This window comes from Actinopolyspora biskrensis, assembly GCF_013408175.1.
Taxonomy (GTDB): Bacteria; Actinomycetota; Actinomycetes; order Mycobacteriales; family Pseudonocardiaceae; genus Actinopolyspora; species Actinopolyspora biskrensis.
Window position 1 is genome coordinate 1,179,906 of the sequence record NZ_JACBYW010000001.1, and the last position, 13,822, is coordinate 1,193,727.

Annotated in this window: 9 protein-coding genes; 2 read left to right on the forward strand and 7 right to left on the reverse strand. The window is 69.5% G+C overall.

Annotated features, from left to right (window positions below):
* Positions 1-195: 195 nt before the first annotated feature.
* From fmdA to FHR84_RS05110, 6 genes are all read right to left on the reverse strand, one after another.
* Positions 196-1,446 carry a formamidase gene (gene fmdA / locus FHR84_RS05085; RefSeq protein ID WP_179534213.1) on the reverse strand — a complete coding sequence of 417 codons (1,251 nt, stop codon included), beginning with the start codon at positions 1,444-1,446 and terminating at the stop codon, positions 196-198.
* A 282-nt stretch (positions 1,447-1,728) separates the two neighbouring features.
* Positions 1,729-2,904, reverse strand: a complete 1,176-nt coding sequence (locus FHR84_RS05090) for a right-handed parallel beta-helix repeat-containing protein (protein WP_179534214.1) — start codon at positions 2,902-2,904, stop codon at positions 1,729-1,731.
* 423 nt (positions 2,905-3,327) lie between these two features.
* Positions 3,328-3,726, reverse strand: a complete 399-nt coding sequence (locus tag FHR84_RS05095; RefSeq protein WP_179534215.1) for a DUF5313 family protein — start codon at positions 3,724-3,726, stop codon at positions 3,328-3,330.
* 208 nt (positions 3,727-3,934) lie between these two features.
* Positions 3,935-5,437 carry a rhamnulokinase gene (locus FHR84_RS05100; protein WP_179534216.1) on the reverse strand — a complete coding sequence of 501 codons (1,503 nt, stop codon included), beginning with the start codon at positions 5,435-5,437 and terminating at the stop codon, positions 3,935-3,937.
* Between the two features lie 175 nt (positions 5,438-5,612).
* Positions 5,613-7,661, reverse strand: a complete 2,049-nt coding sequence (locus FHR84_RS05105) for a bifunctional aldolase/short-chain dehydrogenase (RefSeq protein ID WP_179534217.1) — start codon at positions 7,659-7,661, stop codon at positions 5,613-5,615.
* A gap of 98 nt (positions 7,662-7,759) precedes the next feature.
* Complete coding sequence (locus FHR84_RS05110; protein WP_179534218.1) at positions 7,760-8,035, reverse strand: hypothetical protein; 276 nt, start codon at positions 8,033-8,035, stop codon at positions 7,760-7,762.
* A 136-nt stretch (positions 8,036-8,171) separates the two neighbouring features.
* Here FHR84_RS05110 and FHR84_RS05115 point away from each other — a divergent pair, with 136 nt between their 5' ends.
* Positions 8,172-9,218 carry a substrate-binding domain-containing protein gene (locus FHR84_RS05115; RefSeq protein ID WP_179534219.1) on the forward strand — a complete coding sequence of 349 codons (1,047 nt, stop codon included), beginning with the start codon at positions 8,172-8,174 and terminating at the stop codon, positions 9,216-9,218.
* Positions 9,219-9,976: 758 nt separating this feature from the next.
* Complete coding sequence (locus FHR84_RS05120; RefSeq protein ID WP_179534220.1) at positions 9,977-12,721, forward strand: exo-rhamnogalacturonan lyase family protein; 2,745 nt, start codon at positions 9,977-9,979, stop codon at positions 12,719-12,721.
* Positions 12,722-12,798: 77 nt separating this feature from the next.
* On the opposite strand, the gene FHR84_RS05125 is transcribed toward FHR84_RS05120, so the two are convergent.
* A complete protein-coding gene (locus tag FHR84_RS05125) occupies positions 12,799-13,809 on the reverse strand; it encodes a glycerate kinase (RefSeq protein WP_179534221.1) in 1,011 nt (336 codons plus the stop codon).
* Between the last annotated feature and the right edge of the window lie 13 nt (positions 13,810-13,822).

Here is a 13,822-nt window from a genome sequence, read left to right on the forward strand (position 1 = left end):
CGTTTTTCCCGTGGGCGAGATCACCTTCTCGTCGCGACCGGTCGGCTGTGCTTTGTCGCACCACTTCGCGCCGAGGGGAGGATGGAACCGGGTGAAGCCTCCGGGCGGGCCGTGGGAGTCGAACGCACGGTTTTCGGGGCGGTGCGTCGGTGGTCGCGACGTCCGGCGGGGAGGTGAGCGCGTCGTCGCCCCGAGTCAGTCCGCGAGGGCGCACTCTCCACGATCGACGGCGACGGGGCCGTCGGCGCCGGGACGGACGTCGAAGTCGAAGATCTCGGTGGGCAGGTACAGGGAGCAGCAGGCGTTGGGAATGTCGACGATGCCGCTGACCCGGCCCTCGATCGGCGCCGCGCACAGGATCAGGTACGCCTGCCTGCCGGTGTAGCCGAACTGCTCGAGGTAGGCGATGGCCTGCAGGCAGGCGCGGCGGTAGGCGACCGTGGCGTTCATGTAGTGCTGATCGCCCGATTCGTCGACCGAGATGCCGACGAAGGAGACGAACTCGTCGTAGCGCGGTTCCTGCCGTCCCGGGCGGAAGATCGGTGTGGTCGCGTTGTACGCGCGCATTCCGCCCTTGACGAGATCGACCCCGATGTCGACGTGCCCGCCCATCTCCACCGCACCGCAGAAGCTGATCTCACCGTCGCCCTGGGCGAAGTGCAGATCCCCGATGGAGAACTTGGCCCCCGGCACGTAGACCGGGTAGTAGACGCGCGAGCCGATGCCGAGATTCTTGATGTCGACGTTGCCGCCGTGCTCGCGCGGGGGGACCGTGCGAGCGCCCTCCCGGGCCACGCGCTCCCGTTCCGCACCGGTGAGCGAACCGAGCAGGCTGTTCGTCTCCAGCGGCGGCAACGCCAGCGGGGGAACCCGGTGCGGGTCGGTGTCGATCAGCGCCTGTTCCCGGCGGTTCCACGCGGCCAGCAGCTCCGCCGAGGGGGCGCATCCGGCCAGCCCCGGGTGGATGTTGGAGGCGATGCGCACTCCGGGAAGGTGTCGGGAGGTCGCGAAGCGGCCGTGGAAGTCCCAGATCGCCTTGCCCGCCTCGGGGTAGTGGTCGGTGAGGAAACCGCCTCCGTTGTCGCGGGCGAAGATGCCGGTGTAGCCCCACCCCTGGCCCGCCTGCTCGCCCTTCCCGCGGTCGACGGTGTTCGCGGGTCCGATGTCGAGGTAGTCGACGACGAGCAGATCGCCCGGCTCGGCTCCGGCCACGGCGATGGGCCCGCTGAGCATGTGGTTGTGGTCGAGGACCATGTCCCTGACGTCGTTGGCCGAGTCGTCGTCGTGGACCTGTCCGTCGGTCCAGTCCTTGCACTCGACGCGGAACTCGTCGCCGGGCCGGACCTCGGCCACGGCGGGGATGTCCGGGTGCCACCGGTTGTGTCCGGGAGTTGCCTGGTCGCGCATCGATTTCGCCTGGTCGACGTGGAAGACGGTCCGCGGCATGTCGGTCCCCTTTTCGCGTTGGCCCGCGCTCTGCTGGTGTCGCCGTCATAGCACCGAACGAGCTCGTGCGCTCGGGCAATGATCGCGAACAGCTCGGCCGGTGGGCGCTCCACGCGGACTTCCCGACCGGGCGTGGCCACCGGGACGTGGTCTTCGGGAGGGGAACGTGCCGCGACTTCGCGACGCCGTCCTTTCCCGTGCCGATCGCTCGCTGGTTGGGGGGACCGCTGCCGGACTCCCGTCCGGAAGCCCGGCAGCGGCAGGCGAACTCGCGACGGGGGATCAGCACACGTCCCGCGAGGTGTTCTCCAACGTGTTGTTCTCGATGGTGATGTTCTCCCCGCAGGGACTCTCCACGATTGCCGAGTCGGTGACCGTCAAATTGTGCAGGGTCACGTCCCTGGTCACGGGGAACTCCGAACGAGCGGCGATCCGGACGGTTCCCGGTCCGCTCACCTCCCCTCCTTCGGAGGCGATTTCCACGTTGTAGCAGTTCTCCACGAGGATGGCGTTGTTGCCGGTGTCGGCGATGTCCACGCGGTCGATCACGGCGCCGCCGCTTTCCGAGACGCAGAAGACGCCGCGTCCACCACCGCGTGCGATCACCTCACCGACGTGGACGTTGGTCGGATAGGCACCGTCCACGCGACCGTTCCTGTTCGCCATCCGGAAGGCCGCGTAACCGGTCCCCGAGCCCGCGTTCTCGGCGTCCACCGTTCCCACGGTGGCGTTCGTGGTGTTGTTGAGCAGCAGCCCCGAGTACGCGACGTCGCGCGCCACCACGGTGCCGACCGTCAGCCCGTCCACGCCGTAGGTCTCGACCCCGTGGTTGTCGGTGCCGGACACGTGGACGTCGTCGATCCGCACATCGGTGGTGGGTTGGTCACGGTCTGCGTGGTTGTCCACGCGGATTCCCAGCCCACCGGAAAGGCGCAGGTCGATCTGGCCGAGGTGGATGTCACTGGCGTTCCGGAAGAACACCCCGAACCACGGTGATCCGGTCACGCTGAGGTGCTGCACCTCCACGGCGGTCACGTGCCGCCCGCGAACCACCGCGTTGTCGCCGGTGGCCTGGCCGGTCACGTCGATGGTGCCGCAGACGTCCAGCACGGTGTAGCTGGGCAGATCCAGCGATCGGTCGGCCCTCATGCTTCCGGAACCGCGGACGACGACCCGTTCCTTGCTCTGGCGGCCGGATGTGAGGCTGTCCACGGCGGCCTGTGTAGCCGCTCGCATGTTCGGTCCGGTGTGGACGACCTCGCTCCCGTTACGCGCCGTCCAGGAGCCGCCGCTCGAGACGACCTCGGCGTCGAACGAGCCGCTTCCGCACTGCTGCGCGGTTCCGGTCGGGGTGCTCCGCTCGACACCGGGGCCCCGCTCGGTGGGCACGTCGGTGCTGTCCGCGCCGTGGGCGAGCGGTGACAGAGCCAGTGTCGCCAACACGGCCGTGGACAGCATCGTGAGTGATTTTCGGGAACTCCCGGCAGGAAATAATCGGGTTTTCATGGATTCCCTCGTTTTCGCGGAATGGACTGCAGTGTTCTGCCCCGTCTTTCCGGTGTTGCGGCGCGGAGTGGCACCACCGGGGCATCGCTGATTCGTGAACGGGCAAAAAATTCTCGGTAAGCGCTTACCAAGTGGAGATGGAGTGTAGCCCTATTCCCTGTGGCACTGTCAAGGGACTCGTCGGGTCGGCAGAATCGTAATTCGTTTTCGAGAATTCGGCGTAAGGGACTGCCCCGGGCGGTCTATTTGGCGTTCACCGCCGTGCGCCGGTTGGTTTTTCGGGAAGAACTGGTCGAACCTGTTCGGAAAGCGCGGGGAGCGCCCGCCCGGAAGGTGCGCACGGGCGGGCACGGCTCATCGGAACACGCTCTCCGGTTACTGCTGCTCCGGTCGGTTCCGGTACAGGGCGGCATAGCGGGCTTCCTGCTCGGCCAGCAGCTCCGCATCGGCCTCGGCCCGCTTCGCCTTTCCCGTGCCGACCGGATAGCCGTGTTTGGCCAGGCGGTGTTCGCAGGTTTCCACCATCGCCGAGACGGAGTACCACACCGCCATGATCACTCCTCCGAGCAGCGACATGGCGCTGATCCACAGCGGCCCCGGAAGCAGCAGCAACAACAGACCGGGCGATACCTGGACGAGCGCGCGGGCGACGTGCCGCAGCGCCCAGGTGCGACACGTGATGTCGTGCAGTACCCACTCCCGGCAACGTGCGGGGAGGCGACCACCGTAGGCGTACCACAGCCACTGCAGGGGATTGGGGCGTTCTCGGCTCAAACTCGGCAGGCTCCGTTCCTTCCGGCGTCCGCGTGCGGCCTGCTGAGAAAGATACTGCCCACGGAGAGGCGTGGGGGAACGGCCGGGGCCGTGCGCGGAGTTGAGCTCCGTCACACGAACGTCGCTCCCCGGTGGAGGGGCACCCGTTCACGAGACGGCAGGATGTTCCGCCCCGGCGATCCCACGACACGGGGGCGGAGAACACCGGTCATCCCGAAGTGGACCGCACACCGTGGTCGCGTTGGCGGTTGCCGTGCACCCGTGCTTCGACGGCGCTCCACTCCTGCGCTCCACCGGTGGGTTCGAAGCGCCGCAGGGGCTGGGTTTCGGCCACGAGCTCACGCGCCGCGGCCCGGTCGCCCGCCGCGCCGTGGGCGCGGGCCTGGACCAGCACGTTGCCCAGTGCGGTGGCCTCGGCGGGACCGGCGACCACGGGAAGTCCGCAGGCATCGGCGGTCAGCTGGCACAGCAGGTCGTTACGGCTGCCCCCGCCGACCATGTGCACCACCTCGACCTCGTGGTCGGCCAGCCGCGCGGCGTCGCGCACGGTGGTCCGATGGGCCAGGGCCAGGCTTTCGAGTACGCAGCGAACGGTCTCCTCCGGGGTCTCCGGGACGGGTTCCCCCACGTTCGCGCAGGCCGTGGCTATGGCCGTGGGCATGTCCTGGGAGGCGATGAAGGCCGGATCGTCGGTGTGCAGCACACTGCGGAAAGCAGGCAGGCGGGCGGCTCCTTCGAGCAGCTCGCCCAGCTCTCGCCGCATCCCCAGCTCCCGCCAGCGACGCAGGCACTCCTGCAACAGCCACAGGCCCATCGTGTTGCGCAGGTAGCGGGTGGTGCCCTCGACACCGCGTTCGTTGGTGAAGTTCGCCGCGCGCGATCGCTCGGTGAGCACGGGGGAGTCGAGCTCGAGGCCGACCAGCGACCAGGTTCCGCAGGAGATGTAGGCGAAACGTTCGGTCGCGGCGGGTACCGCCACGACGGCGGAGGCGGTGTCGTGCGAGGCCACGGAGGTGACCGGTAGTCCCGCGGGCAGTCCGGTGCGGGTTCCTACCTCCGCGAGCAGCGTGCCCGCGCACCGGCCGGGGGAGTGCGGCGGGGGGAGCAGTCGAGTGGGCAGTCCCAGACGTCGTACGAGGTCGTGCGCCCAGTCGTCGCCCAGAACGTCGAACAGCTGCGTGGTCGAGGCGTTGGTGATCTCGGCCCCGATGTTTCCGGTGAGCCAGTAGTTCAGCAGGTCGGGAAGCAGCAGCATGGTCCGCGCCGACTCGAGCTGCCCGCTCTCCTCGGAGGCGAGGAGCTGGTACAGGGTGTTGATGGGCAACCGTTGCAGCCCGGTGACCCGGTAGAGCTCCTCGTCGGTCACCAGTTCGCGTACCCGTTCCATCATGCCCTCGGTCCTGGTGTCCCGATGGTGGTACGGCTCGGCGAGCAGGTTCCCCGTCTCGTCCAGCAGGCCGTGGTCCACGGCCCAGCTGTCGATCCCCACCGAGGCCGGGGCGTAGGCGGAGGCGGCATCCAGTCCCGTGAGGACCTCCCGGTGTATCCGGGAGATGTCCCAGCGCAATCCCGCTTCCGTGCGTGAGGGGCTGTTCGGGAACCGGTGCAGTTCGGTCAGCTCGAGCTTTCCGGCAGCCACCTCACCCGCCACCACGCGCCCGCTCGAGGCGCCCAGGTCGACGGCCGCGCAGGTGAAATCCGTCCTCGTCATGGCAACCTTGTCCGTGGGTGTCCCGGGACACCGGGTCGGGGACCGGTCTCGCGGCCGGTCCGGATGGGAAGGACTCGTCGACGGTGGCGGCAGCACCGTCCGTCACCCGGACGGGCCGACCGGCTCCCGTCGGCCGGCCGGTCCGTCCGGGGGCACTGACACCTCCTCGGCGGCGTCAGCGCAGGAAGGCGGCCGGAACACCGCTGTCGACGGGCACGTGCGTTCCCGTGGTGTGCGTCAGATCGCCACCGACCAGGGCGAACACCGCGGCGGCCACGTTCTCGGGCAGTACTTCCCGCTTGAGCAGGGTGCGTTGGGCGTAGAACTCGCCGAGCTCGCTTTCCCTGACCCCGTAGTGGGCCGCTCGCTGGGCTCCCCAGCCCCCCGCGAAGATGCCGGAACCGCGTACCACCCCGTCGGGGTTGACGCCGTTGACCCGGATGCCGTGCTCACCGAGTTCGGCGGCCAGCAGCCGCACCTGGTGCGCCTGGTCGGCCTTGGCGGACCCGTAGGCCACGTTGTTCTGCCCGGCGAACACGGAGTTCTTGCTGGCGACGTAGACGATGTCGCCTCCGCGCCCCTCGGAGGTCATGACCCGGGCCGCTTCCCTGGAAACCAGGAAGGACCCCCGGGCCATCACGTCGTGCTGGGCGTCCCAGTCCGAGGTGCTGGTCTCCAGCAGTGGTTTGGAGACGGACAGCCCGGCGTTGTTGACCACCAGGTCGACCCCGCCGAAGGAGAGCGCGGCCGTGCGGAACGCGGCGGAGACGTCGTCCTCGTCGGTGAGGTCGGCGGCGACCGCCACGGCCCTGTCCGAGCCGCCCAGCTCGTCGACGAGCTCCCGGGCGGACTCGACGTCGCGGTCGACCACCACGACGCAGGCGCCTTCGGCGCAGAGCCTGTGCGCAGTGGCCTTGCCGATTCCCGAGGCACCGCCCGTGACGAGGGCGACGCGCGTGGCCAGTGGTTTCGGGGCGGGCATGCGGGCGAGTTTGGCCTCTTCGAGGCTCCAGTACTCGATCCGGAACTTCTCGGACTCCTCGATCGGTTGGTAGCGGGAGACGGACTCCGCCCCGTGCATCACGTTGATCGCGTTGACGTAGAACTCACCCGCGACGCGGGCGGTCTGCTTGTCCTTGCCGAAGGAGAACATCCCCACCCCGGGCACGAGCACGATCGTCGGGTCGGCTCCGCGCATGGCGGGGGAGTTCTCGTCCGCGTGGTGCTGGTAGTACTCGCGGTAGCGCTGCCGGTAGGCGGAGTGCAGTTCCCGCAGCCGTTCGACGACCTCCTCCAGCGGGGCGGTGGGGGGAAGGTCCACCACCAGGGGGCGCACCTTGGTGCGCAGGAAGTGGTCGGGGCAGGAGGTCCCCAGGTCGGCGAGTTGCGGGTGGTTCTCGCCAGCGAGGAACTCCAGCACCGAGTCCCGGTCGTCGTAGTGGCCCACCTGGGGGTTGTCGGTCGAGACCAGTCCCCGGATTACCGGGGCGAGCTCCGCCGCGCGCGCGTGCCGCTGTTCCGCGGGCAGTGCCTCGTTCGCGCTCACCGGCGGACCGAACGGTTCGGGACGGCCGCGCTCTCGCAGGAATCGCTCGGCGGTGCGGATGATCCACAGCGAGTTCTCCCGGCACCGCTGACTCGTCTCGCCCCAGGCCGTGATCCCGTGCCCGCCGAGGACGACTCCGACCGCGTTCGGGTTCTCCCGTCGTGCGGCGGCGATGTCCAGGCCCAGTTGGAAGCCCGGTCGGCGCCACGGGACCCACACCACTTCGTCGCCGAAGCACTCCTCGGTCAACTGTGGACCGTCCTCGGCCGCGGCCAGGGCGATTCCCGCGTCGGGGTGCAGGTGGTCGACGTGTTCGGCCTCTACGAGCCCGTGCATGGCGGTGTCGATCGAGGGTGCGGCCCCGCCCTTGCCGTACAGGCAGTGGTCGAGGGCCTCGACCATCTCGTCCTCGCGTCCGACTCCCGGATACACCTCGGTCAGGGAGCGCATGCGGTCCAGGCGCAGCACGGCCAGTCCGGACTCCTCGAGCGTTCCGAGGTCCCCGCCGGACCCCTTGACCCACATCAGACGTTCCGGTCGCGCGGTGACCGGATCGGTTCCGGTGGCCTTGGCGGAGGCGTTGCCTCCCGCGTAGTTGGTGTTGCGTGGATCGGCCCCGAGCTGGTGTGCACGGTCCAGCAGTTCGGATACCGCCTGTTCGGGGGATAGTTCGTTCATGGGGGTGCCTTTCGGTTCCGGGCCGTCTTGCTGAGGCTTTGCTGTCGCGTTGACGAGTGGTGTGGTGCTGCCGGTACCGACTGGACGGGAAACCTCGATCACGCGTCCCGAGCCGCTCGCGTTCCGCCCTGCCGTTCGGCGATGAGCTTTTCCCGGTGTCCGGAGACCCGGTGGGCCTCCGGCGGTGCCTCGTCCGGCAGGGCCTCGGCGGTGCTCTCCCGCACGTTGAGCGCCGAACGGATCGTGACCGGGGTCCCGGGCTCGGTGTCGTGGCACTGGCCGAGCACGAACGCGGCTCCGGAACCCTGGTCGAGCTCGCGCGCCCGTGGAGGGGTGCTGCTGAGGACCGCCTGGACGGCGTTTTCGTTCGGCATTGCCTGCGGTCTCCGTTGCGGGGCGTGCGAGCTGTCGCGAAACGACAGCCACCGGCTTCCGGTGTGGCCGGCGAGTTGTTGAAACGTTTTATTTCCCGGAAGGATAAGATGGGGGTGTATCCGAGTCAAGGGAGGCGTGGTGCCAGCCGGGGGAAGCAGTCGCAACGCGGGAGAGGTCAGCATCAAGGACGTCGCCCATCGGGCCGGCGTGTCGATCGGAACCGTCTCCAACGCGCTGAACCGCCCCGACCGGGTCTCGGCCGAGACCCGGTCCCGGGTTCGCGCGGTCATCGACGAACTCGGTTACGTGCGTAGCGAGTCGGCCAGACAGCTTCGTTCGGGCAACAGCCGCATGGTCGCGCTGCTGGTGCTCGACATGGGGAACCCGTTCTTCGTGGACCTGTCCCGCGGAGCCGAGCGCGCCGCGCGGAATCACGGTCTCGGAGTGATGCTGTGCCACAGTGCTCAGGACCCCGAGGCCGAATCGCTTTATCTGTCCATGTTCGCCGAACAGCGGGTGCACGGGGTGCTCGTCACTCCCGCGGAGGCCTCGGGCGGCAATCTGCTGTCCTTTCGGCGGCACGGGATCCCGTACGTGTTCGTCGACCGGGTGGTCGACAGCGACGACGCCTGTTCCGTGTCGGTGGACGACGTGGCAGGCGGCGAACTGGCGATGCGGCACCTGCTGGAGAACGGCCACGAGCACGTGGCCTACGTCAGTGGTCCCGTCGAGCTGGCGCAGTGCGCGGACAGGCTCGTCGGAGCGCGCCGGGCCGTCGCGGAAGCGGGACTGCCCCCGGATGCGGTGGCGGTGCTGGACACGGGGAGGTTGGACGTTCAGTCCGGGCGTGACGCGGGAGCACGGTTGTTGGGACTGCGCCCGCGGCCCACCGCGGTGTTCTGCGCCAACGACCTCTTGGCGCTCGGCCTGTTGCAGGCCATGTTCGACGCGGGGGTCCGGGTCCCCGAGGATCTGGCCCTGATCGGTTACGACGACATCGAGTTCGCCGAGGCCGCGGCCGTTCCGTTGACCTCGGTGCGTCAGCCGGCGGCCCGGATGGGCGCCACCGCCACCGAGCTGTTGTTGCGCGAGACGGAGGGCGAACCGGGCCACGAGCACGAGAGCGTGGTCTACAGCCCGGAACTCATCGTTCGTCGTTCCACACTGCACCGTCGGGACTGAGCTCGTCGGCGGTCGCGCGGCGCGGAATCCGCGCCGCGTCCTCCTCCGCCGGGACTCCCGGCCCGGCGGAGGAGGACGCCGAGCCGGGTGCTCCGGCGGCCTCACCGCCGGTCCGGGCGGGGCGTTTTCGCGCGCTGCGACTCCGGGTGTTGACTGGGCCACAGTTCGGCTCTACGGTCTCGTTTCATAAAACGTTTCATTGAATCGGTTCCACGAAGGCCGCGATGGTTCTTCGTGCCGATTTCTCCCCCCGCGCTCGTTCGACCGGGGGAAACGGGATCGGAGAGGTCGTGGCGATGACGTCGTCCGAGTCGCAGCTGACGGAGCGTTCGGGAAGCGTCGTTTCCGGACGGTGCCGGAAAGGATCGTTCGGCGCGCCCATTGTCGGCTGTACAGCTGCCGGGTTCGTCGTGGCCGGTCCGGTGGGGCCGAGTCCGCGGGGCTCCGGCAGCGGGGGACGTCGCCCACGAGATCGAGGCGTCCGGGCGGGGGCGCTCCCGGTCCTCCGCTCCGGCTCCGAGGGGGTTCCGGGGCCGGAATCCCCACGGGAAACCGATCCCGGAATTTTCGAACGCACTTTGCCCGAAGCACCAGAGGGCTCCGCGTGCGGAGCGGAAGTGTTTTCCTCCGCCCGGGTGTACCCGGTTACCGGCTTCCGCGGGCGTCACGTCTGTGCCGAACCGGAAAACCGGAGCTGAGCACGTCCGGCTGGAAAAAGCCGTGACGGTATTCGACAAGTCACTGTTCGGAGGCCGCCCATGCCCTTGGATTCACCGTTCGGTCGTCGTGGTTTTCTGGCCGGGGCCGGTGCCGCGGCAGCGGTCACTTTCCTCGGCAACGAAGTCGTGACGCCCGCGTCGGCCGCGGGGGAGACCGGAAAACCGGAGAGAACGGAACTGCACTGGCTGGAGGGCGCTCCGGCGGCCCCTGCCGCTGTCACGTGGGGGGTGCCGTGGCCGCGGGGAACGGTTTCCTCGGACGCCTCGTTCACCCTCGCCGGTAAGAACGGCGAACCGGTTCCCCTGCAGTCCTGGCCGCTGGCTTACTGGCCGGACGGGACGCTGAAGTGGAGCGGTCACGCGATGGCCGCGAGAGCTCCGGCGGATTCCTATTACCTGACCGAGGGAGAACCGGCCGCCCCGGAGAACGCGGTCGGCGTTTCCGAGGAATCCGGCGAGATCAGGATGAGCAACGGGATCGTGGAGGTCCGCCTGGCCCGGGGCGGTGCCGAGGTGATCGGCTCGGTCGGGCGCGACGGTCGGGCGACCGCGAACGCGGGAAGGCTGGTGCTGCTGACCCAGGACCAACCGGACGGAGAGGACGCCGAACCCCGGCGGTTCGAGTGGTCGGGGGTGGTGGAGAACGCGGAGATCGAGCAGCGCGGCCCGGTGCGGGCCGTGGTCAAGCTCTCCGGGCGGTACAAGCAGGACCGCGGTAATCGGCGCGGTGCGGGAGGCAGGGGGATCCTTCCCTGGACGCTGCGGGTGTACCTGTCCGCGGGGGACGAGTCCATGAGGATCGTGCACAACTTCGTCTGGGACGCCGAGGTCGACGAGGACCACGTCCGCGGACTGGGGCTGCGGATGTCGGTTCCTATGTCCGACGAGGCCCACAACCGCCACATCCGCTTCGGCACCGATTCCGGGGGAGTCTGGGGGGAACCGGTTCGGGTGCTGACCGGCCTCCGGCGCGATCCGGGGGAGAAGGTCCGGCACGCGCAGTACGCGGGGACGCGGACTCCTGCCCCGGAGGAGTGGTCCGAGGAGGTGCGCGAGGGCTATCAGGAGCTGGCGCTGTGGAACGACTTCGCGCTGTTCCAGGAGTCCTCCGAGCACTTCTCGGTCCGCAAGCGCACTTCCACCTCCGCGAGCTGGCTCAAGAACGCGGGCCGGGGGCGCAGGGCCGCCGGATTCGGGTACCTCGGCGGTGTCAGCGGCGGACTCGGAGCGGGATTGCAGGACTTCTGGCGACGTTTCCCGCGTTCGCTCGACATCAGCGGCGCCGCGACCGACTCCGCGACGGTGACGTTGTGGTCGTACTCCCCGCACGCCGAGGCCATGGACCTGCGGCACTACGACACCGAGGCGCACGGGCTCGGCCTGGCCTACGAGGACGTGCAGGAGGGGTTCAGCACCCCGGAGGGCGTTTCGCGCTCCACCGAGATGCGGTTGTGGGCGCTGCCCTCGACGCCGACGCGGAAGCGCGTGGCCGAGCTGTCCGCGGAGGTGGACGCACCGGCCCAGCTGGTCGCGAAGCCCTCCCGGTACCACGGTGCGGGGGTGTTCGGCAGGTGGAGTCTGCCGGACCGCAGCACATCGGGTCGTGCCGAGCTGGAGCGTTCCGTCGAACGCGACATCGAGTTCTACAAGGGGCAGATCGACCAGCGGGAGTGGTACGGCTTCTGGGACTACGGCGACGTCATGCACACCTACGATTCGGACCGCCACGAGTGGCGCTACGACGTGGGGGGCTACGCCTGGGACAACGGTGAGCTCGGCACCGACGCGATGCTCTGGTACGTCTTCCTCCGCTCCGGGGACCCGACCGCGTTCCGGCTGGCGCGGGCGATGACGCAGCACCTCAGCGAGGTCGACACCCACCACAGTGGCCGCTTCGCCGGACTGGGGGCCCGGCACAACGTCTCGCACTGGGGGGGCGGAGCCAAGGAGGCGCGGGTCTCCGAGTCCTTCACCAAGCGCTTCTGCTACTACCTCACCGCCGATGAGACCCTCGGCGACTTGATGCGTTCCTCCCTGAAGGCCGACGAGACCATGATGCGGGTGCCGCCGCTGCGCAACGCGCTGCCCCCGCAGGACGAGGCCCCCACCAGGTTGCGCATCGGTCCCGACTGGTACGCGCTGGTCAGCAACTGGATGACCGAGTGGGAACGTACGGGGGACACGCGCTGGCGGGACCGGATCGTCACGGGGATGCGCGACATCGCCGGCTTCCCGGCCGGGTTGTTCACCGGAGAGGCGGGCGGCGCGGTCGGTTTCGACCCGGAGAGCGCCCATCTGACCGATCTCGGCAAGGGCGACTACGAGAGCAGCTACAATCTGTCGATGGCCTTCTGCGGGGAGCAGATCCTCTGGGAGACCCTCGAGCTGGTCGACGTCCCCGAGTTCCGCCGGACCTTCCTGGACTTCGCGCGCTACGCGCAGGCCCCGGCCGAGGAGAAGATCGACAGGTTCGGCTTCGACTTCGATCCCGGTCTGTTCGGCACGATCTACTCGCGGGTGACCGCCTGGGCGGGCGAGGAGCTCGACGACCCCAAGCTGCGGCGGCGGGGCTGGGAGAAGTTCACTTCGGACCCCAACGGGCGTCCGTGGCCGGACCCGGTCCGCGTCGACGGCACGGCGGTGGCCACTCCGGTCGACGAGATCCCCGTCGACCGTTCCAGCAACCAGTCCGGTGACTTCGCGACCTGCGGGACCAACGACGCCGCGCAGCGCACGCTGGCCATCGTGTCGCTGCTGGCGATAGCCCCGGACGAGGCCCCCTGACAACCGGGCCCTGACCAGAGGGCGGGGAGGAGCGAGCAGCCCCTCCCCGCCGCGGGGCGACGCGGTCGGGGGTCGGATCAGTGTCGCGCCTCGCGGGCCAGGTGTTCGGCGACGCTTTTCCGGACGCACTCGGTGGTGTTCGCGAAGGACTCCGCGGTCCCGAACTCCGCGGACAGGTCCCGGACCTCGATCCGTCCCCTCACCTCGGGGGCCGCCGTTCCCACGACGGCGAGCACGTCCACGCCGCGCCTTTCCGCCGCGAGGGTGACACCGCCGACCACTTTGCCCGTGAAGGACTCCGGGTCGAGCTTGCCCTCCCCGGTGACCACCAGGTCGGCGGAGTCCAGGGCGGTGCGCAGGCCGAGTTCGTCGGCGATGGTCCCGAAACCGGATACCGGACGGGCGCCCAGCGCGGCGAGACCTCCGGCCAGGCCGCCCGCCGCTCCGCCGCCGGGGAGGCCCGTCACGTCGACGCCGAATCGGTTCCGGTAGTGCGCGGCGAGTCGTTCCAGGCGCTCGGTCATCCGGTTCCGCTGGAGCGCGCTCGCTCCTTTCTGGGGCCCGAACACCTCGGCGGCCTCGGTGAACCCGGTGTCCACATCACAGCAGAGGAGCACTTCGGGGCGTCCCGCTCGTCCGTCTAGCGGAGCGAACCCTTCCAGCACCTCGACGGCGCCGAGCCCTCCGTCGGTGGTGGCGGAACCACCCAGGCCGACCAGGACCCGGGAGGCCCCGGACTCCAGTGCCGCGGCGATCAGTTCGCCCGTTCCCCGGGTGGTGGCCTCCTCAGGTGTGTTGTGCTCGGGGCCTCCGGCCAGAGCCAGGCCCGATGCGGTGGCCATCTCGACCACGGCACGGCCGTCCGCGGTCAACCGCCACCCCGCCTCCACGCTCTCGTGGAGCGGTCCGGTGACCGCGGTTCGGCGGTTCGGCCCGCCGAAAGCGTCCAGCGTGCCCTCTCCGCCGTCGGCCATCGGCAGCTCGACGCACTCCGCGCCGTGCGCGCTCGCCGCGCTCGCGACCGCCGTGGCGACTTCACGGGCAGTCGCCGAGCCGCGGAACTTGTCCGGGGCGGCCAGTATTCGCATCCGTGCCTCCTGC